Raw genomic sequence first — 18303 nt, 5'->3', positions numbered from 1 at the left:
GGGACCGATCCAAGCTCAGGGACCGGTCCAAGCTCAGGGACCGATCCCACCCTCAGAGACCGAAACCACCTCAGGGACCGATCCCACCCTCAGAGATCGAAACCACGGAACCACGCTCGGGGAGCCGCAAGTCGCGGCGACGACACTTCGGCAACCGCTCAGCCGAGGCCGCGGCGCTCCTCACCGGACGCCGCCTCACCGTCGACGGGTTTGCGGGAGAGGCCGACCGAACCCGCACCCGGTTCCTTCGACAGTGCCGCCGTGACGGCTACCGATTCGTCGACGCTCGGGTAACGCGGCCGCAGCTGCACGGCGTTCCGGGCGCGCTGCTCGCGCTTCGCCTTGCGCGATGCCGCGAAGAGGTTGAGCGCCTCGACGAAGATCGCGAACGCCATCGGGCCGTAGATGAGGGCCTTGTCGATGTGGAAACCGAAGCCCTCGGCGATCAGGAACACCCCGATCAGCAGCAGGAACGACAGCGCCAGCATCTTGACCGTGGGGTGCGCGTTGACGAACCCGAAGATGAACCGGGCGGCGAACAACATGATGCCGAACGACAGCACGACGACCGTGATGATGATCAGCATGTTCGTCGTCATGCCGACCGCCGTGATGACCGAGTCGAGAGAGAAGACGAGGTCGAGCACGAGGATCTGGGCGATGACCGATCCGAACGTCACCCCCTTGCCGTTCGACGTGCCCTCGGATTCCTCCTCGCCCTCGAGCTTGTGATGGATCTCGGTGACGGCCTTGTAGACGAGGAAGAGACCGCCCGCGATGAGGATGAAGTCCTTCCACGAGAACCCGAGGTCGCCGATCGAGAAGATCTCCTCGGTCAGCGTGATGAGCCACCCGGCGAAGAAGACCAGAATGATGCGCATCAGCATCGCGAGCGTGAGCCCGAGGTTGCGCGCCTTCGCCTGCTGCTCCTTGGGCAGCTTCGAGGCGAGGATCGAGATGAAGATGACGTTGTCGACCCCGAGGACGACTTCGAGCACGAACAGCGTCAGGAAGACGGCGATGAGGTCGGGCGTGAAGGCGAAAGAGAAGTCCACGCAGTGATCTTAGGGTCGGGATGCCGCTGCTCCGCGAGGGCTTGCGGCATCCCTCCCCGTCGTGCTCAGGCCTCGGCGAGCACGCGTTCCAGTCGCGCGTAGCTCGACTCCATGCCGTCGGCCATGCCCGTGGCCAGCACCATGTCGCGCGTCGCGCTGTCGGGGTACTCGATGAGCGTCGTGATGAGGGTCGCGCCGTCCTCTTCTTCGAGCTGCAGATCGTTGAGCGTCGACGGATAGTCGGTGCCCGTCATGTGCTCGGTCGTGACGCCCCGACGCGGCGGTTCGCTGAGCACCGTCTCGCCGTCGAACCCGAAGCGCTCCCCCTCGGTGCCGGGGAGGGGCTCCCACTCGTACCGGTAGCGCCCGCCCACGGCAGGGTCGACGTCGCACACCGACATCTGCCAGCCATCGGGCCCCAGCATCCATTGCCGGATCAGGTCCGGCTCGGTGTGCGCGCGCCAGACGAGCTCACGCGGTCCTTCGATGAGCCGCGTGATGCGCACGTGGGTGTCATCGAGAATCTCGGTGCGCGTGCCTTTGCCGGCCGCATACTCGCGCAGCCCCTGCAGTACGCGGTCGAGCTGGTTGATCGCCATCGTCGATCCCTCGACGGCGCCGAACGCGACGACCTGTTCGAGCGCATCGGCGGAGTCGAAGTACGTCGTGTTGATCAGGCGCGACCCGGTCTCGGTCGGCTCGAACCGGAAGACGACGCGCATGGCGGGCATCCCCTCGAGCGGCGCACCATCCTCATTGACGAAGTTGTCGAGCACGGTGAACCCACGCGGCTCGTCGATCTCGAGGAACTCCCACGACCCCGACGATTTCTCACCCTGCGGGCTCGTCATCGTATAGACGGCGCGACCACCGACGGTGAGATCGAAGGTCGGAAATGTCGCGGGCCATCCGGGCGGGCCCCAGAACCGCTCGAGCTGGCTCGGATCGGTGAACGCGCTCCAGACCCGTTCGACGGGCGCATCGAAGTCGGCCGTGAGCGTCATGGTGAGCGCTTCGGGGTCGGTCGTGACATCGGTGACAGGCATGATCAAGCTCCTTCTTCTTCGGAGGGTTCGGACGGTTCGGTCGCTGGGACGGACAGCAGCGCATCGAGACGCGAGATGCGGGCGCGCCAGAGTTCTTCGTAGCGCGCGAGCAGTGCACGGGCGCGAGCGATCATGGCCGGATCCGCTCGCACGAGTCGTTCGCGCCCCTCGGCGCGCTTGACGATGAGCCGCGCGGCCTCGAGCACCGAGACGTGCTTCTGCACCGCGGCGAATGACATGTCGTACTCGGCCGCGAGCATCGAGATCGACAGTTCGTCGTCGATCGTGCGCCGCACGATGTCGCGCCGCGTCGTGTCGGCGAGCGCCTGGAAGACGCGGTCGATCTCGTCATCGCTGAGTTCCCTTTGTGCAACCATTTGGTTGCACATTACTCCCGATTCACGCTCTCGGCAATACCTCTGCAACCCCCGGAGCCGCGACTGGGGTCAGGTCCGCGCTCACCTTCGTGCCGAACAGTGACGCCCCGGCTCACCGAACTCGCGGTCGACGATCTGACCGAGGCTCGCGATCGGTCGCGGGCGTGAGACGGGCGCGAATGGCGCCGGAAGGTGTCGCACGGGGTGCCGCGCCTCAGCGAGCACGACTCCAGACGGACCGCTCGCGCAGCGCGAACTCGCGGAACCTCGTGGCGGGACGACCCGTGAGCTTGCGGACCATCCGGTTGGGGAACGCGGAGACGTTGAATCGCACGACACGGTAGATCATGCGCTGCACGGCGATGTAGTCGGCGGGCGCGCCCTGCTCGGCGAGGCGGGCGAGATATTCCTGCTCGGTGGGCCGCGGGTAGCGGATGACACGGCCGAGGACCTCGGAGAGGATGCGCGCGACGTTGCGGTAGGTGAGGGTCTGCTCGCCGTTCAGGGTGTATTTCCTGCCCTCGTGGCCGGGTGAGGTGAACACGGCGGCGGCGACGTCGCCGATGTCGCGGGCGTCGATGAACGCGGTGAAGGCGTGACCCGCGGGGACGTAGATCTCGTCGTCGTCGCGGATGCCGCCTCGGTAGGTCGTGGAGAGGTTCTGCATGAAGAAGTTGGGGCGCAGGAACGTGAACGGCGCATTCCGGGCTTCGAGGTACTGTTCGACCCGATGGTGCGGAACCCCCTTGTTGTGCTGCACTCCCTGCAGGGAGAGGAACACGATCTGGCGGAAGCCGAGATCCATCGCGACGTCGATCACGGGGAACAGGTAGGTGTCGACATCCTCGATCGGCGGCGGTCGCATGAGGAACAGCCGGTTGCATCCGGTCATCGCCTCGCGCAGTGCGTCCTCGTCTGAGCCGAACTCGAAGATTCTCCACTGCGCACCCGCCGGCAGGTCCGCGGCATCCGCCTCGCTGCGCACTCCCGCGACGACGCGTTCACCGCGGTCGAGGAGGAACTCCACGACCGCGGAGCCGACCGTGCCGGTTGCTCCGGTCACGAACACGGCGGGACGGGAATCAATCAGCATGTATGTATGATACAGCTATGCATTCGTCTTTCGCGCGGATCGATGGGGCGCTCATCGACATGCGCCGGATCTGGGCACCGACCACGTCAGGGCGGGCCGCGCGGGGTGAGGCCGCGGGCGTCGACCTGTCGACGGTGCTGATCGTCACCGCGATCGGCGGTGCGCCCGATGGGCTGTCGGTCGCCGACATCGCGAGCGAGCTGGGCGTCGCACCTGCAACGGCCAGCCGGCTGTGCGATCGCGCGGTCGTCGGCGGGTACGTCGCCAAGGCCAACGCCGCCGCCGACGCGCGCCGGCTCTCCCTCACGCTCACCCCGGCCGGCGGGGCCTTGCGAGCGCAGTCCGAAGCCTTCCGGCTCGACTACCTGCGCCGCATCCTGCACGACTGGACATCTGAAGACGTCCAGACGTTCGAGCGGCTCCTCACCCGATTCGCCACCGCCGTGCACGTCGACCCCCCGACGCCTCCCCGAGGAGACATCCCATGAAGCTCACCGTTCTCGGCGGTACCGGTCGCACCGGCCGCCTCCTCGTCCCGGATCTTCTGAACGACGGCCATCAGCTGACCCTCCTGGTGCGCGACCCCGCCAAGGCCGCGCGGTGGGCCGATCAGGCGACGATCGTCGCCGGTGACATCCGCGACACCGGCGCTGTCGCGGAATCGCTGGTCGGCGCCGACGCGGTCGTATCCGCCCTCGGGCCCGTCGGCAAAGACACCACACTCCTGCGCGACACGGCCCGCATCCTCTCGTCCGCGATGGCCGATGCCGATGTGACGCGCTACGTCGGCATCAGCGTCGCCGGCCTCACCCTCGAGGGCGATCGCAAGCGCGGCCGCGACAAGGTCATCTCCTGGCTGCTGAACAGGCTCGGCGGCGAGCTCGCGAAGGACAAGATCGCCGAACACGCCGCATGGGAAGAGAGTGATGTCGATTGGACGCTCGTCCGCGTCCCGCGACTCATCGACGGCGGAGCAGGAGAAGTCGAGGTTGACCCGCACCGCTCCGGACGCCGCACCACCCTCACTCGGGCGAACCTCGCCCGCTTCCTCGCCGACACCGTCGCGACCGGCTCCTATCCGCGACAGGCGCCGTTCGTCACAGACCTGCGGTAGCGCGGGCCCCGACGAGCCACTCTCACGACGGAGCGATGACGGCGACGCCGACCTCCCGTGCCGCACGTGCCAACCGCTCGTCATATGTGGCAATCGCATCGACTCCGAGCCGCAGTGCCCCGATGAGATGCAGCGCATCGAGCGAGCGCAGCGCAACGCCCGGCAGGAGGCCTGCCTCCCGGTAAAGGCTGAGCGGCAGGTCGTACAGCGAGACGGCCGCGAGGATGTGGGTGACCTGGAGCTGCGGGAGAGCGTACCGGGTCGCGAGTCGGCGCAACTCCGTTTCGAGCAGCAGCGTCGCAACCAGTTCAACGGAGTCTCCGTCGGCCCATTTCACGAACGCGGCGGACTCCGGCTCCTCGACGAGAAGCTTGGCGGCGGCTGATGTGTCGAGATAGAACCGCGTCACCGCTCGCCTCGAAGATCGTCCAACGCTTCGGTGATCGTGCCGTCGACACGGCGTCGAGGCAGAGAACTGAAGCCACCCTGCCGCGTAGCGGGCTGCGCAAGCGGCAGGTCGGCAGCGGTTCGACCGATCGGAATGATCTGCGCAACGGCCGTCCCGTGATTCGTGACCGTATAGGAATCACCCGCAGCAACGCGCTTCAACACCTCCGCGCTGTTGTTGCGCATATCGCGGTGGCTGATCGTCTTCATCCGTCGAACGTAGCACGCGTAGCACAACCACGTGCGGCACATCTATGCCAAGATCGGCCATTCCCCTCGCGCGGCCGCGGCGCTGCCGCGATGGAGCACGACCTTCTCAGCCGCTGACTCGAAGATGCGCACGAAACCGAGACGGAAGGATCGGCCATGACCACGGATCGCGGAGACGACGTCGACACCCCGCGGCCGCGCGTCGTCGGAGACACCTCGCGGCTGCCCTCCATCCAGGGCCGCTCGGCCTGGCGGCTGGAGCCACCCACGCGAGGACTGGATGCGAACGTCATCGATCTTCCGCCCGGCGACGAGATCCGCAGCCACGTCGGACCCGCCCTCGATGTGCTCATCCACATCCTCGCCGGTGACGGATCCCTCGAAACCGATGACGGGAGCATCCCTCTCGCCGTCGGCACGATCGTGTGGCTTCCGCCGCACTCGACGCGGCGCTTCCTCGCCGGCCCGGACGGCCTGCGCTACTTCTCGGTCCATCAGCGCAAGCCAGGGCTGACGATCGCCAGCCGCCCCCGCTGATCTGGCCCGAGGGCTTCACTCGTCCACCCCCACCGGGGATACAGTCGATGCGTCACCGCGGCGAAGGGCAGGTGCTCCGACATGGCGGAAGCGGCCGGGATCATCAATCGGTCAGGTCCAAAGGACGCCGAGGCATTCCGCGGCATCCTGTCGCAGGCGACCGAACAGGCGCAGTCGGTGGCGGACGCCGTCCGCGACCTCGTCTACGACGTTCTGCCGCAGACGGTGGAGGTCGTGTGGCCGAAGCAGCGGTCGGTCGGATGGGGAATCGGCCCGAAGAAGTTCACCGAGCAGTTCGCCTACGTGATGCCGTTCAAGAACCACGTGACGTTCGGCTTCTACTACGGCGGCGACCTGCCCGACCCGAGTGGGCTGCTCCCCACGTCGGGTGGGCGGCAGGCGTCGGGACGTCTCGCGATGCGCAGCCTGAAGCTCGCGTCTGTCGACGAGGTGCAGCGCCCCGAGCTGCGCACGCTGATGGTCGCCGCGGTGGATCACCTGGAACCCGGGCTGCCCGAACGCGAGCGTCCGGAGGGCTGACGAGGTCGTTGCCGGCGGTCACCACCCGTTATGCCGCTCCCAGGTGGGTGCCGGCGGGTTCACTCCGGTCAGGTGATATCGCTGGTGCTGCGATGCGGTCGCGCAGGCGTGGTTGGGAAGGATGCGCAGGCGCGTGCCGATCGGGATGACGGGGAGCGGTCGGTCGCTGCCGTCGCGGATGGCGAGTTGGCCGTGCTCCTGACTGGCGGCGACCATGATCAGATCCGGGATGAGCTCGCCGTCGATCGTGGCGACGAGTCCGTAGCCCTGGTCTGTGCGCTGTGCTGCGGTGCCCCGGTCACGCGATGTGGCCATCCAGCCGCCGTCGGTGAGGATCCATCCGTGGGCGGGTTGTTGGCCGATGACGGTGACGACGACGGATAGCGCGATGTCCTCTGTCGTGCAGACTCCGATGCCGGCCATGACGAGGTCGAAGAAGACGAAGTTGCCGGCCCGGACTTCGGTGACTCCCTCGAGCTGAGTGGCGGCGTGGGCGGTGGGCGTGGAGCCGATGCTGACGACGGGGCACGAAAGCCCGGCCGCATGCAGCCGCGCGGCTGCGTCGACGGCGGTGCTTCGTTCGTTCTCGGCCGCGGCCTGTCGACCCTCTGGGGTGGGGCTGTAGTAGGACTCGCCGGCGTGATCGAGGACGCCTCGCATGAGTCCCGCAGCATCCAGGATGCGGGCGATGTCCAGCAGTGTCGGGTCGTCCGTGCGCAGACCGCCCCGGTGCCCGTCGCAGTCGATCTCGATCAGAGCCGGCACAGCGACGCCGTTCGTCGACGCGTAGCCGACGAGCGCTTCGGCTTGGGCGACGCTGTCCAGCAGCAGCGTCAGGTCGACGCCGCCGCGGACGAGGGCGGCGGCGCGGGGCAGCTTGTGCGGGTCGATGCCGACGGCGTAGAGGATGTCGGTGTATCCGGCGTCGGCGAAGTACTCCGCTTCGGCCAGTGTCGACACGGTGATCGGGCCGGTGCCGCTAGGGAAGACGCGGGATGCCACCTCGATGGACTTCGCGGTCTTGACGTGCAACCGCAGCGGCACCTGGAGGGTCTTCAGGTGGGTGCGCAGCCGGGCGATGTTGGCGTCGACGCGGTCGACGTCGAGCGCGAGGAACGGGGTGTCTGGGGTGTGCAGAGTGGTCATCGGCTTCGGGTCGCTTCGTAGGCGGCGAGGATGTGTTCGGCGAGGGTGAGGTCCTGCAGCGCGAAGCCGGAGCTGTCGAAGATCGTGATCTGGCCAGCGGTCTGTCGTCCGGGTGCGGAGCCGGAGATCACGGCGCCGAGGGGTGTGATCGTGACGTGCTCGGGCGCGTGCTGGAACTCTCCGAGGGTGCGGGTCTGCTCGGCGACGTCGCAGAACAGCGCGGCGTGCTCGTAGAGCGCGGAGGGCAGCTCGCGCTTGCCGGGGCCGTCGGCTCCCATCGCCGACACGTGGGTTCCCGGCCGCACCCATCCCGCCTCGAAGAGCGGTTCCCGAGAGGTCGTGGCGGTCACGATGACATCGGCCGACGCGACTGCGGCGTCGATCGGAGCGGCCTGCGTGTGAATCGTGTTCAGGCGCGCACCGATCCGCGCGGCGAGGGCGTCGGCTTTCTCGGGGTCGCGACCGGCGACCAGCACCGTGGTGATCGGACGGACCCGCGCGACGGCGATTGCTTCGTAGTACGCCTGCGTGCCGGTTCCCACGACGGCGAGGGTGGCCGCGTCGGGGCGGGCGAGGGTCTGCACCGCGAGCGCATCGGCCGCCGCGGTGCGCATCGCGTTTGCGGATGCCGCCTCGATGACCGCGGCCAGACGCCCCGTCGCAGGGTCGAGCAGGATCGTGGTCGACCCGTGGCGGGGGATTCCGAGTTCGCTGTTGCCGAGCCAGTAGGTGCCGATCTTCACCCCCGTCGCTGAGCCGGTGCTGCCGGACTTGAGAGTGAACCGCTGCCCCTCCACCGGGGTCCGCCCCACGACGACGGGGAAGACCATCCCTTCGGAGGTGAAAGCTGCGCGCGCGGCGTCCAGAGCGAGCTGTTCGTCGACGAGCTCACTGGTCACCGCCTCACTGAGATACTGCATCGCTGGTCTCCCTGATCTTGCGAAGGTCGTTGTAGAGGCCGGCCCGGGACACACCGAGACGGGTCGCCACGGCCGCCGATGCGCCGCGGAGCTCGAAGATTCCCGCCGTGGCGAGGTCGCGGATCACGGCCGTCCGGGTCTGCCGGTCGAACCCTCGCGCCGGGATCCCCGCGGCCCGCTCGCGTTGCTCGACGATCCGGTTCATCATTTCCGTCAGCCCCGTCGGGAACTCGGTCACCGGCGCCGTTTCGGTCTCGGCGGCGGGAAGCCCGATGAGGTCGTTCACGGCCTCGGTGATCCGGTTCAGTGCGCTCACGTCCACGTTGATGCACAACGCGCCGATCAGTGCGCCGGCGTCGTCGCGCAACGGGATCGTGGTGCTCTTGAGCAGCACCCCGTCGGGTGTGCGGGTGATGTAGTTGAGGTCGGTGGCGACGTTGTCGCCGTCGGCGAGGACCCGGTGGCCTATCTCGCTCATCCCGTCACCCACCCGACGGCCGGTGACATCACCTGCCACCGCGATCACGGAACGGTCGGGGTCCCGGTAGTCGTGCAGCACGATCTCGCAGGACCGCCCGAATGTCGCCGCGATCCCCGGAACGAGATCACGGACGGTCGCGAACACCCGGTCGGCGGAGTCGTTCATGCGCGGACCGCCTCGACCAGATCGCGGACCGTCGGAGCGGCTTTCAGACCCGACCCGCTCAGCATGACCACGGTGGTCTCGGCCGGATGGACCGTGCCGGCGTGCAGCAGCATCGAGTACGCGGCGGCGGCGGTGGCGCTCGTGGGCTCCACGAACAGGCCCCGTGAGCACAGTTCGTCCAGGGCCCGCACGATGCGCTCCTCCGAGACCGCGACCGTCGAGCCTCCCGATTCGCGCAGCGCCGCGATCATCGGGGCCAGCCGCAATGGACGGGCGATCGCCGTGCCTTCGGCGATCGTCGGCAGGACGGGCCGCTCGACCGGAGTGTCGACGTGTGCGGTGAAGCTCGCGTCGACCGGCGAGCAGTTCACCGGCTGCGCGGCGAACAGTCGTGGCATCCTCGCGATCTGGCCGGCGTTCATCAGTTCACGGAAACCGAGGTAGCAGCCCAGCAGGCTGCTGCCGGCGCCGACGGAGATGACCACGTTGTCGGGAGCACGGAAGCCGAGGTCTTCCCACAGCTCGTACGCCTGCGTCTTCGTCCCCTGCAGGAAGAACGCCTGCCAGTTGTGGGACGCGTAGAACGCCGGCGCCGTCGCCTGACGGATCGCGGCGTTCTGCGACTCCTCCCGCGGGCCCTCCACCAATTCGACCTCGGCGCCGTATGCGCGCACCTGAGCGATCTTCGCCGGCGACGTCGTAGCCGGCGCGAAGATCTTCACCTGCAGGCCGCCGGCGGCCCCGTAGCCGGCGACGGAGGACCCGCCGTTGCCGGAACTGTCCTCCAACACGCTGGTGACGCCACGATCCCGCAGGTAGGACAGCATCACGCTCGTCCCCCGGTCCTTGAAACTCGCCGTCGGGCTGAACCACTCCGCCTTGAACAGCGGTCGCGCCGTTTCCTCCCACGCGTGCTCGATCAACGGGGTCACGCCTTCGCCCATGCTGATCGGAGACGGGATCTCGACCGGAAGCGCGGCGCGATACCGCCACAGCGACCGCTGCGAGTCGTCGATATCGTCTCGGCCGATCCCCGGCCCGGCGTCGATCCACAGCGGGCGACCCGAATCCGACCGCCACCTCGGCACGTCCAACGGGTACGACGAGCCATCGACGAGGTCTCGATACCTTCGCATCACGCGTCCAGCCTAGACGAAACGAGTAGACCTGGACAGAGTGTCCAGGTATGCTCCTGGCTGCTAGAGCGGCTCGCTGAGATATCGCTGGATGGCCGGCGCGATCAGGCGGACGACCTCTTCGAAAGAGAGGTCGGCGAGCGGCTCGATCCGCAGGACATGCCGGACGAATGCTGCTCCCGTGAGGTGTGCACCGGCGAGCGATGCTCGCAGTGCGGGCCGGTCGGCGCTGAGCGCCGGGATGGCGTGGGTGATCAGTCGCGACGTCACCAGGTCGCGCGATCGTTCGGCTGCGCGTTCGGAAGCCAGCGCCGTGCGCACCATCGCAAGCACCGGCGCCGCGGTTTCGGGGTTCTCCCAGAGGCTCAGATATGCACGCGTGATCCGCTCGCCGATGCCGTCGGGCGCGCCATCGATCGCTGCGGTGAGCGCTGCGGAATACCCGTCGGGCAGGGCGAGGGCCGCTTCGAAGAGACCGTCCTTACTGCCGAAGAAGTGCCGGATCATGCCGGGATCGACATCAGCAGCGGCGGCGATCGCGCGCAGCGAAGCCCCTGCATAGCCATCGCGGGAGAACAGCTCTCGTGCGGCCGAGAGGATCACGTCTTGCGTGCGATTGTCGCCCGGACGACGCCCGGGGCGGGTCTGCGGCTTGGGGGTCATCGCCCCTCAGGATATGTGGCGTTGCGACGCAATTCCGCATTTGGGGAGATTCGGCTGGATCATCGCGCTTCCAGCCATTAGGCTCACGCCCAGAACTCCACACTTGTGGAAATAACTCAGGAGCATGCATGTCCCTCACCCCCGCCGCGACCACCGACACGGCGACAGCGCCATCGAGCTGGAGCAAGGTCGCCGGTGTCGTCGCGATCCTGATCGCGATCATCGTCGTCTTCCTCCTCGCCTTCGCCCTGCCGAGCGTCAACTCGGAACCGCGCGACATCCCGATCGCCGTCGTCGGGCCCGGCCAGGTGGTCACGGCGCTCGGTGATGCACTCGAGGAGAACGCGCCGGGTGGATTCGAGATCACCGTGGCCGATTCCGCCGACGACGCCCGGGAGCTGATCCTGAATCGTGACGTCTACGGGGCGTTCATCGTCGACCCGGCGAGCGGACTGACCGTGGACACGGCGTCGGCGGCGAGCTCCTACGTCGCGACGATCCTGGAGGCCGCCGCGCAGCAGATCGGTGCGGTGACATCGCTGCCGGTCGTCGTCGACGACGTCGTGCCGTTCCCGGCGGCGGATCCGCGCGGCATCGGACTGTCGGCGGGCGCCCTCCCGATGGCGCTCGGCGGATGGATCGCCGCCGTGGCGACGGTCGCGCTGGTCCGTGGAAACCGCCAGCGGCTCGCCACCGCAGGATCCTTCGCCGTACTCGGCGGGCTCGCGCTCACCTCGACCCTCTATTTCTGGATCGGCACGTTCGAGGACAACTTCTGGATGACCACGCTGGGGGCCATGCTGGGCATCGCCGCGACCGCGTTCCTGGTGCTCGGCCTCGAACGACTCCTCAAGGGCGTCGGCATCGCGATCGCCGCGGTGCTGCTGATCCTGCTCGGCAATCCGCTGTCGGGCCTGTCGAGCGCGCCCGAGGTGCTGCCCGTGCCGTGGGGCGCGATCGGACAGCTGCTGCCGCCCGGCGCCACCGGGACACTGCTGCGCAACCTCGGGTTCTTCGACGGGGCTGCGACGCTGCATCCCATTCTCGTCCTCACCGCGTGGCTCGTGCTCGGGCTCGCCATGTACGCATTCGCCGTCGTCCGCGATCGACGCGGGGAGGGTCGGCTGACCGCGTAGGTCATCACACCCCGCTACCGGCTCCTACGGAGCACCGCCCACGGCGGGTCGCAACTAGACTTGACCCGTCTGGCCACCCTCGAATTCCTGGAGCTCAGCCGCGTGACCACCCCCTCGCAGAATTCCGCGGCCGTCGCCGACACCGTCGCCAACGCCACCGCCACCCCCGAGAAAGAGCAGCCGTACGCGGCGCTCGGCCTCAAAGACGACGAATACGCCGAGATCCGCCGGATCCTCGGCCGCCGCCCGACATCGGGTGAGCTGGCGATGTACTCCGTCATGTGGAGCGAGCACTGCTCGTACAAGTCGAGCAAGATCTACCTGCGGAAGTTCGGGCAGAAGGTCTCGGACGAGATGAAGACCCGCCTCATGGTGGGCATGGGACAGAATGCCGGCGTCGTCGACATCGGCGAGGGCTGGGCGGTCACCTTCAAGGTCGAGTCGCACAACCACCCGAGCTACATCGAGCCGTTCCAGGGCGCCGCGACGGGTGTCGGCGGCATCGTGCGCGACATCATCTCGATGGGCGCGCGCCCCGTCGCGATCATGGACCAGCTGCGCTTCGGCGCGATCGACCACCCCGACACGGCGCGCGTCGTGCACGGCGTCACGAGCGGCATCTCGTTCTACGGCAACTGCCTCGGCCTGCCCAACATCGGCGGCGAGACGGTCTTCGACTCGGTCTACCAGGCCAACCCGCTCGTCAACGCCCTCGCGGTGGGCGTGCTGCGCCACGAAGACCTCAAGCTCGCCAACGCCTCGGGCGCGGGCAACAAGGTCGTCCTGTTCGGAGCCCGCACGGGCGGTGACGGCATCGGCGGCGCGTCGATCCTGGCATCCGACTCGTTCGACCCTTCGACCAGCTCAGGGACCGATGTCGCCGCAGGCGGCGACGGCGCGGCGAAGCCGCAGCGGAAGCGCCCCGCCGTGCAGGTGGGCGACCCGTTCGCCGAGAAGGTGCTCATCGAGTGCTGCCTCGAGCTCTATCAGGGCGAACTCGTCGAGGCCATCCAGGACCTCGGCGCCGCGGGCATCTCGTGCGCGACGAGCGAACTGGCCGCCAACGGCGGCTCGGGCATGCGCGTCGACCTCGAGAATGTGCTGCTGCGCGACTCCACGCTCACGCCCGAAGAGATCCTCATGAGCGAGAGCCAGGAGCGCATGATGGCCATCGTCGCGCCCGAGAAGCTCGACGCATTCCTCGCCGTCACCGCCAAGTGGGACGTCGAGACGAGCGTCCTGGGCGAGGTCACCGGCGACGGCCGCCTGCAGATCTTCTGGCACGGCGAAGAGATCGTGAACGTCGACCCCTCCACGGTCGCCGTCGACGGCCCGGTCTACGAGCGCCCCGTCGCCTACCCGACCTGGATCGACGCGCTCCAAGAGGACTCCGCGTCGGCGCTGCCGCGCGACCTCGACCCCGACACGCTGCGCGGTCAGTTCCTGCAGCTCGTCTCGAGCCCGAACCTCGCCGACACGTCGTGGATCACCAACCAGTACGACTACTACGTGCTCGGCAACACGGCACTGTCCTTCCCCGACGACGCCGGCATGATCCGCGTCGACGAGCAGTCCGGTCTCGGCTTCGCGATCGCGACCGACTGCAACAGCCGCTTCTGCCAGCTCGACCCGTACGAGGGCGCCAAGCTCGCCCTCGCCGAGGCGTACCGCAACGTCGCCGTCACCGGCGCCGTGCCGACCGCGGTGACGGACTGCCTCAACTTCGGCAGCCCCGAGAACCCCGAGGTCATGTGGCAGTTCTCGCAGACGGTCGACGGCCTCGCCGACGGATGCCTCGAGCTCAGCGTCCCCGTGACCGGCGGCAACGTGTCGTTCTACAACCAGACCGGTGATCAGCCGATCTTCCCGACCCCCGTCGTGGGCGTGCTCGGCATCATCGACGACGTCGCGCGCCGCATCCCCTCGGGGTGGCAGGATGCCGGTGAGAACATCTACCTGCTCGGCGTGACCTCGACCGAACTCAGCGGATCGCAGTGGGCCGACACCGTGCACGGGCACCTCGGCGGTCGTCCGCCCGCGGTCGACCTCGCCCAGGAGCGCAAGCTCGCCGAGCTGCTGCACGCCGCAGGGCAGCAGTCGCTCATCTCGTCGGCGCACGATCTGTCCGGCGGTGGACTCGGCCAGGCCCTCGGCGAGGGCGTGCTGCGCTTCGGCGTGGGCGCCCGCGTATGGCTCGACGAGATCGTCGAACGCGACGGCGTCGACGTCGCGACGGCGCTGTTCTCGGAGTCGACCGGCCGTGTCATCGTGACCGTCCCCCGCGAAGACGACGTGAAGTTCCGCGGGCTGTGCGAAGGCCGCGGCTACCCCGTGCTGCGCATCGGCGTGACCGATTCGCCGAGCGACGACGGCGTCGCCGCTCTCGAGGTGCAGGGCCTGTTCACCGTGCCGCTGCCCGAGCTGTACGAGCAGTCGACCTCGACGCTGCCCGCGGCGTTCGGGCCGACGGTCGCCGAGCCTGTCGCGGGATAACCTGGACGACATGAGCGACGACGAGTACGGCAGTTACGACGACGCACGCCAGCGCCGGATCAAGGTGGTCGCGTGGGTCGTCATCGTCTCGCTCATCGTCGTCGGCGGTGGCGCGACGGTCATCGCCCTGCTCTTCGGCTGACCCACCCCATCTCCCGCACGCCGATTCGGACGGTTAACATCGGAGGGTGGAGCCCCTCCTGGTGTTCATCACCGAGTTCTGGTGGATCGCGCCGGCAGCCGCCGGTGCCGGAGGTGTCGGCTACGCCGCGGTGACCACGCACCGACGACGCTCGGGGGGCACGATGAGCAGATGGCGCGCGAAACGTCTCGAGCTCGAGGCTGCGCGCCACGACGTGCAGATCGCCTACCGCACGATGCTCGAGGCCCGCGCCGACGTCCGTGCCGCACAGGCGAGGGTGCAGCACGCGCAGGCACAGCGCGCGAACCCGACACCGGGCACGCCGACCGTCGCCGAGGCCAAGCGCGACCTGCAGCGCGCGCGCCAGGCGCACAAGAGCGCGACGATGGCACTGAGAGCTTCACGCACCCAGGTCAAGGCGGTCGACGCCCGGCGCAGCGCCGCCGGACCGAACGATCCGCTGCCCCTCGAACGGCTCATGCACGAGCACGACGCCATCACGGCGCGCTGGCTCGAATACGAGACCGACCCACTCGCGATGATCTCGTTCCCGCAGATGAGCGATGCGCGGCATCCCGCGACACACGCCTTCCTGCGCGCGCAGAGCGAAGCACACCGGCTCCGGCCCGCGTCGACGCTCGCCCGCATGCGTCCGGAGGAGTATGCCGCCTATCGCACGGCCGTGGCGAGATACGGAGCGGCGTTCGCGCATGCCGAGGCCGAGGCGCGCCGGGCGGGAGCCGGGACACCGACGCGGATGCCGCGCCCCGGCGCCTCCTCACGCTCTACGCGACCCGCGGCCGGCGTCGAGACCGACCCGCGTGGTGCCGCGCGATCGCTCCCGCCGTCCGAGCCCGAAGCTCCGCGGAGCCAGCGACCGGTGTGGCCGATTCCCGCACGCACATCCCGCCCCTCCGGCGAGAAGCCCCTGACATAGCATGAGCGGGTGGAGACCCTCGCAACCCTCTGGGAGAGCTACTGGTGGCTGATTTTTCCGCTCGGCGGCGCCGCGGTCGCCGTCGCGGGCAAGATCGGCAGTTCGTGGGAGCGACGGGCGAAGCGCCGCCACAAAGAGAAGCTCGAGATGCTCAAGGCCAAGAGCGAGCTGCGGGCAGCACGCGAAACGCGTGCGGTCGCACCCCCGCCGGAGTCGCAGGCGACACAGCTCGCGAAGCTCTTCGCGACGCATGACTCCGTCACCGCGCGCTGGCTCGACTACGAGCTCGACGTAGCGAAGCTCATCGCCTTCCCCGCGATGAGCGACGGTCGCCAGCCACTCACGGCGGCGTTCCTGCGGGCGCAGCGCGTCGCCGACGGGTTGCGGCCCGCGTCACCGAAGGTCCGGCTCACCCCGGACGAGCTCACGGAGTACCGCAATGCCGTCGTCGATTACGAGGTGGCATTCGACGTCGCCGAGCGCGATGCGCGCCGGCTGAAGGCCTCCACCTTCAGCGAGAGCGAGCGGCGCCGCCTCGACAAAGCGCAGCAGCTGCTGACGATCGCGGTCGACCAGGCCGCGACACCGGCCGAGCGCCAGGTCGCCTACAAGCGCGTGCGCGAAGAGCTCGACGGACTGATCTCGCTGTCCGACGACGCGATCGAAGGGCTCGAGAACCAGGTCGCGCTGCAGTTGGCCCCCGGTAGGGACTCCTCCGGCCTCATCCCGCCGCAGACCTCAGCCTGATCGGCGCTCCGGCGGTGCCATCGATGACAACGCGCTCGCCCTCCGAATCGCGGCGAGCGTCAACGGCGCGCTAAACCTCAGGCGGGGCGGTTACCTCCTCGGCGGCCCCGAACGCGATGAGCACCTTCCCCGACCGCGCAGAGTCGCGCGCGCAGTCGAAAGCGGCCACGAAGTCCTCGGCAGCGAAGACGTCGGTGACGACCGCGTCCAGAGAAGCGTCGATCGCGAGGAGGGCGACGGCGTCGTCCAGCTCGGTCTCGAAGCGCTGCGAGCCGCGCACAGTGATCTCGCGACTCACGAGCGAAGACAGCGGAACGGGCAGGTCTCCCGCCGGCGGAATGCCGAGCTGGACGATCGTGCCGCCTGAGCGAACGTATTCATGTGCGTGCGCGGCGGCGATGGGTGCACCGGAAGCCTCGATGACGACGTCGAAAGATGCTGTGGCAGGATCAGGGTCCACACCCAGCCGGATCACGGTGTCAGCACCGACAGCGCGAGCGCGAGCGAGTGGACCCTCATGCAGGTCGGTTACAGTCACCGTTCTGGCTCCGCGGTGACGCAGCGCGGCCACTGCAAGACATCCGATCGGCCCGGCTCCCGTGACGATCACATCCCGCCCCGTGTAGTCGCCACCGAATCGGTCGACTCCGTGAAGGGCGACGGCCAGCGGCTCGGCGAGCGCCGCTCGACGCAGCGGGACTCCGGCGGGAATCGGACGGAGCTGATCGGGGGCGACCGCGATGCGGTCGCGGAGACCACCCTGCGTGTGCGGCCAGGTCGACGCGCTCCCAAGGTAACTACCATCCGCGGTGAGGTGCAGTCCCCGGCGAGCAGTCTCACCGGGCGAAGGTACCGGCCATGCAGGGTGGAGCGCGACGGGAGTGCCAACGGCGGGTGCATCCGAGACCGCGCCACCGATCTCTGCAACAACGCCCACGATCTCGTGACCGAGCACAAGCGGTTCACGGACCGTGTAGATGCCGTTGCGGCCGCTGGCCGCATAATGCAGGTCACTCCCGCAGATTCCCCCGTAGGCGACGGCGACGATGACCTGATCGTCACGAGCACTGATCTCGTCGGCATTCTCTAGACGCAGGTCTTCGGCGCCGTGGAGCGTGACTGCCCTCATGCGGAGACTTCTTCTTCAGCGATGAGCTCCTGCGGCAGTTCCGGAGTCGACTTCTGCGTATCGGTGAAAGCCTGCAGCCGGGTGGCGACGATACTCATCTCGGCGATGCTGGTCCGCGGCGGGAGACTCACGGCGAGATGGACCGCTTCGGCGATGTCTTCTGGCTTTATCGCCCAGTCGCGTACTGCCTGCGGCGGCGGCGAAGGCCGCTTTGCCAGGAGAGGTGTGTCAACGAGGCCGGGAAGCAGTGTGCACACGCGGACGCCGTTCGCGTGCTCGTCGCGCGAGAGACCCCGTGCCAAACCGAGGAGGGCCGACTTCGAAGCCCCGTAGGCGGCGCCACTGTGATCAGGCCATGCCGCCGCGATCGACGAGATGAAGACGACGTCGCCGGAGGTTGCACGCAGCTGATCCAGGAACGCGCTGACCATCGTGAAGGTTCCGGTGACATTCGTGTCGAGGACCTCAGCGAAACTCTGGTCTGTGAGTTCGGCGAACCGTCGCCTCGTGATGTTGGTCCCAGCGGCGCAGACGAGGATCGAGACAGGCACAGACTCGGCAAGCTCGACCGCGAGCGCGCGCACCGCTGCCGAATCCGTCACGTCGAGCGATCGTGGCCTCAGCCTCCCCTCAGCGAATGCTGCGTCGTCGATAGCCTGCAATGACGCTAGTCGCCGGCCCACCGCGTACACGATGGCGCCGGCATCCAAGAGTCGACGAGCGATCCCTTCACCAATCCCACTGCCGGCTCCCGTGACGACCGCAGTGCGCCCCGCGATACTCTGCATG

At 68.3% G+C, this 18303-nt stretch carries 22 protein-coding genes; 9 read left to right on the top strand and 13 right to left on the bottom strand.

Going from position 1 to position 18303, the window contains the following annotated elements:
- Positions 1-158 precede the first annotated feature (158 nt).
- The 4 genes from ACWICD_RS06605 to ACWICD_RS06590 all read right to left on the bottom strand — a co-directional run bounded on the left by ACWICD_RS06605 (position 159) and on the right by ACWICD_RS06590 (position 3571).
- Positions 159-1055, bottom strand: a complete 897-nt coding sequence (locus ACWICD_RS06605; protein WP_376130271.1) for a TerC family protein — start codon at positions 1053-1055, stop codon at positions 159-161.
- A gap of 65 nt (positions 1056-1120) precedes the next feature.
- A complete protein-coding gene (locus ACWICD_RS06600) occupies positions 1121-2101 on the bottom strand; it encodes an SRPBCC family protein (protein ID WP_454139710.1) in 981 nt (326 codons plus the stop codon).
- Between the two features lie 2 nt (positions 2102-2103).
- Positions 2104-2478, bottom strand: coding sequence for an ArsR/SmtB family transcription factor (locus ACWICD_RS06595; protein WP_454139709.1), 375 nt, complete (start codon positions 2476-2478; stop codon positions 2104-2106).
- A 214-nt stretch (positions 2479-2692) separates the two neighbouring features.
- Positions 2693-3571 (bottom strand): SDR family oxidoreductase, encoded by an 879-nt coding sequence (locus tag ACWICD_RS06590; protein WP_454139708.1) that lies wholly within the window; start codon positions 3569-3571, stop codon positions 2693-2695.
- Between the two features lie 17 nt (positions 3572-3588).
- On the opposite strand from ACWICD_RS06590, the gene ACWICD_RS06585 reads away from it, so the two are divergent.
- Positions 3589-4059: a MarR family winged helix-turn-helix transcriptional regulator gene (locus ACWICD_RS06585; RefSeq protein ID WP_454139707.1), complete on the top strand. Its 471-nt coding sequence runs from the start codon at positions 3589-3591 to the stop codon at positions 4057-4059.
- A complete protein-coding gene (locus ACWICD_RS06580; protein ID WP_454139706.1) occupies positions 4056-4685 on the top strand; it encodes an NAD(P)-dependent oxidoreductase in 630 nt (209 codons plus the stop codon). Before ACWICD_RS06585 ends, ACWICD_RS06580 begins: the two co-directional genes overlap by 4 nt.
- A gap of 22 nt (positions 4686-4707) precedes the next feature.
- Here ACWICD_RS06580 and ACWICD_RS06575 read toward each other — a convergent pair whose 3' ends face one another.
- The gene (locus ACWICD_RS06575; RefSeq protein ID WP_376130253.1) at positions 4708-5094 is read right to left on the bottom strand and encodes a type II toxin-antitoxin system VapC family toxin; all 387 of its coding nucleotides are present in this window, start codon (positions 5092-5094) and stop codon (positions 4708-4710) included.
- Positions 5091-5342 (bottom strand): type II toxin-antitoxin system Phd/YefM family antitoxin, encoded by a 252-nt coding sequence (locus tag ACWICD_RS06570; protein WP_376130250.1) that lies wholly within the window; start codon positions 5340-5342, stop codon positions 5091-5093. The genes ACWICD_RS06575 and ACWICD_RS06570 overlap by 4 nt, the downstream gene beginning before the upstream one ends.
- Before the next feature lie 156 nt (positions 5343-5498).
- On the opposite strand from ACWICD_RS06570, the gene ACWICD_RS06565 reads away from it, so the two are divergent.
- The gene (locus tag ACWICD_RS06565) at positions 5499-5879 is read left to right on the top strand and encodes a cupin domain-containing protein (protein ID WP_454139705.1); all 381 of its coding nucleotides are present in this window, start codon (positions 5499-5501) and stop codon (positions 5877-5879) included.
- Between the two features lie 81 nt (positions 5880-5960).
- Positions 5961-6419: a DUF1801 domain-containing protein gene (locus tag ACWICD_RS06560; RefSeq protein WP_454139704.1), complete on the top strand. Its 459-nt coding sequence runs from the start codon at positions 5961-5963 to the stop codon at positions 6417-6419.
- A gap of 18 nt (positions 6420-6437) precedes the next feature.
- On the opposite strand, the gene ACWICD_RS06555 is transcribed toward ACWICD_RS06560, so the two are convergent.
- The 5 genes from ACWICD_RS06555 to ACWICD_RS06535 all read right to left on the bottom strand — a co-directional run bounded on the left by ACWICD_RS06555 (position 6438) and on the right by ACWICD_RS06535 (position 10930).
- Positions 6438-7565 carry a DSD1 family PLP-dependent enzyme gene (locus ACWICD_RS06555; RefSeq protein WP_454139703.1) on the bottom strand — a complete coding sequence of 376 codons (1128 nt, stop codon included), beginning with the start codon at positions 7563-7565 and terminating at the stop codon, positions 6438-6440.
- Positions 7562-8485: an ornithine cyclodeaminase family protein gene (locus ACWICD_RS06550; protein ID WP_454139702.1), complete on the bottom strand. Its 924-nt coding sequence runs from the start codon at positions 8483-8485 to the stop codon at positions 7562-7564. The genes ACWICD_RS06555 and ACWICD_RS06550 overlap by 4 nt, the downstream gene beginning before the upstream one ends.
- Complete coding sequence (locus tag ACWICD_RS06545; protein WP_454139701.1) at positions 8469-9131, bottom strand: helix-turn-helix transcriptional regulator; 663 nt, start codon at positions 9129-9131, stop codon at positions 8469-8471. Before ACWICD_RS06545 ends, ACWICD_RS06550 begins: the two co-directional genes overlap by 17 nt.
- On the bottom strand, positions 9128-10267 hold the full coding sequence (locus tag ACWICD_RS06540) for a threonine synthase (RefSeq protein ID WP_454139756.1): 1140 nt from the start codon (positions 10265-10267) through the stop codon (positions 9128-9130). The genes ACWICD_RS06545 and ACWICD_RS06540 overlap by 4 nt, the downstream gene beginning before the upstream one ends.
- Positions 10268-10330: 63 nt before the next feature.
- Positions 10331-10930, bottom strand: coding sequence for a TetR/AcrR family transcriptional regulator (locus ACWICD_RS06535; RefSeq protein ID WP_454139700.1), 600 nt, complete (start codon positions 10928-10930; stop codon positions 10331-10333).
- Between the two features lie 128 nt (positions 10931-11058).
- On the opposite strand from ACWICD_RS06535, the gene ACWICD_RS06530 reads away from it, so the two are divergent.
- The 5 genes from ACWICD_RS06530 to ACWICD_RS06510 all read left to right on the top strand — a co-directional run bounded on the left by ACWICD_RS06530 (position 11059) and on the right by ACWICD_RS06510 (position 16385).
- A complete protein-coding gene (locus ACWICD_RS06530) occupies positions 11059-12066 on the top strand; it encodes a hypothetical protein (protein WP_454139699.1) in 1008 nt (335 codons plus the stop codon).
- 102 nt (positions 12067-12168) lie between these two features.
- Complete coding sequence (gene purL, locus ACWICD_RS06525) at positions 12169-14559, top strand: phosphoribosylformylglycinamidine synthase subunit PurL (protein ID WP_454139755.1); 2391 nt, start codon at positions 12169-12171, stop codon at positions 14557-14559.
- A 10-nt stretch (positions 14560-14569) separates the two neighbouring features.
- On the top strand, positions 14570-14701 hold the full coding sequence (locus ACWICD_RS06520; protein ID WP_376130226.1) for a hypothetical protein: 132 nt from the start codon (positions 14570-14572) through the stop codon (positions 14699-14701).
- A gap of 46 nt (positions 14702-14747) precedes the next feature.
- Positions 14748-15638 carry a hypothetical protein gene (locus tag ACWICD_RS06515; protein ID WP_454139698.1) on the top strand — a complete coding sequence of 297 codons (891 nt, stop codon included), beginning with the start codon at positions 14748-14750 and terminating at the stop codon, positions 15636-15638.
- A 9-nt stretch (positions 15639-15647) separates the two neighbouring features.
- On the top strand, positions 15648-16385 hold the full coding sequence (locus tag ACWICD_RS06510) for a hypothetical protein (RefSeq protein ID WP_454139697.1): 738 nt from the start codon (positions 15648-15650) through the stop codon (positions 16383-16385).
- Positions 16386-16455: 70 nt separating this feature from the next.
- Here ACWICD_RS06510 and ACWICD_RS06505 read toward each other — a convergent pair whose 3' ends face one another.
- Both ACWICD_RS06505 and ACWICD_RS06500 read right to left on the bottom strand, forming a co-directional pair.
- A complete protein-coding gene (locus ACWICD_RS06505; RefSeq protein ID WP_454139696.1) occupies positions 16456-17514 on the bottom strand; it encodes a zinc-binding dehydrogenase in 1059 nt (352 codons plus the stop codon).
- Complete coding sequence (locus ACWICD_RS06500) at positions 17511-18302, bottom strand: SDR family oxidoreductase (protein ID WP_454139754.1); 792 nt, start codon at positions 18300-18302, stop codon at positions 17511-17513. The genes ACWICD_RS06505 and ACWICD_RS06500 overlap by 4 nt, the downstream gene beginning before the upstream one ends.
- Position 18303: the final 1 nt, after the last annotated feature.

The organism is Microbacterium sp. NPDC055357 (genome assembly GCF_053644835.1).
The sequence above is the reverse complement of the archived record's forward strand: the minus strand, read 5'-3'. Positions and strand labels throughout refer to the sequence as shown.

Excerpts from the sequence above, each read along its gene's own strand:
- ACWICD_RS06550 (WP_454139702.1), bottom strand. The coding sequence starts at position 8,485 with ATGCAGTATCTCAGTGAGGCGGTGACCAGTGAGCTCGTCGACGAACAG.
- ACWICD_RS06585 (WP_454139707.1), top strand. The coding sequence starts at position 3,589 with ATGCATTCGTCTTTCGCGCGGATCGATGGGGCGCTCATCGACATGCGC.
- ACWICD_RS06580 (WP_454139706.1), top strand. The coding sequence starts at position 4,056 with ATGAAGCTCACCGTTCTCGGCGGTACCGGTCGCACCGGCCGCCTCCTC.
- ACWICD_RS06535 (WP_454139700.1), bottom strand. The coding sequence starts at position 10,930 with ATGACCCCCAAGCCGCAGACCCGCCCCGGGCGTCGTCCGGGCGACAAT.
- ACWICD_RS06540 (WP_454139756.1), bottom strand. The coding sequence starts at position 10,267 with ATGCGAAGGTATCGAGACCTCGTCGATGGCTCGTCGTACCCGTTGGAC.
- ACWICD_RS06565 (WP_454139705.1), top strand. The coding sequence starts at position 5,499 with ATGACCACGGATCGCGGAGACGACGTCGACACCCCGCGGCCGCGCGTC.
- ACWICD_RS06520 (WP_376130226.1), top strand. The coding sequence starts at position 14,570 with ATGAGCGACGACGAGTACGGCAGTTACGACGACGCACGCCAGCGCCGG.
- ACWICD_RS06570 (WP_376130250.1), bottom strand. The coding sequence starts at position 5,342 with ATGAAGACGATCAGCCACCGCGATATGCGCAACAACAGCGCGGAGGTG.
- ACWICD_RS06505 (WP_454139696.1), bottom strand. The coding sequence starts at position 17,514 with ATGAGGGCAGTCACGCTCCACGGCGCCGAAGACCTGCGTCTAGAGAAT.
- ACWICD_RS06560 (WP_454139704.1), top strand. The coding sequence starts at position 5,961 with ATGGCGGAAGCGGCCGGGATCATCAATCGGTCAGGTCCAAAGGACGCC.
- ACWICD_RS06595 (WP_454139709.1), bottom strand. The coding sequence starts at position 2,478 with ATGGTTGCACAAAGGGAACTCAGCGATGACGAGATCGACCGCGTCTTC.
- ACWICD_RS06500 (WP_454139754.1), bottom strand. The coding sequence starts at position 18,302 with ATGCAGAGTATCGCGGGGCGCACTGCGGTCGTCACGGGAGCCGGCAGT.
- ACWICD_RS06530 (WP_454139699.1), top strand. The coding sequence starts at position 11,059 with ATGTCCCTCACCCCCGCCGCGACCACCGACACGGCGACAGCGCCATCG.
- ACWICD_RS06545 (WP_454139701.1), bottom strand. The coding sequence starts at position 9,131 with ATGAACGACTCCGCCGACCGGGTGTTCGCGACCGTCCGTGATCTCGTT.
- ACWICD_RS06590 (WP_454139708.1), bottom strand. The coding sequence starts at position 3,571 with ATGCTGATTGATTCCCGTCCCGCCGTGTTCGTGACCGGAGCAACCGGC.
- ACWICD_RS06555 (WP_454139703.1), bottom strand. The coding sequence starts at position 7,565 with ATGACCACTCTGCACACCCCAGACACCCCGTTCCTCGCGCTCGACGTC.
- ACWICD_RS06600 (WP_454139710.1), bottom strand. The coding sequence starts at position 2,101 with ATGCCTGTCACCGATGTCACGACCGACCCCGAAGCGCTCACCATGACG.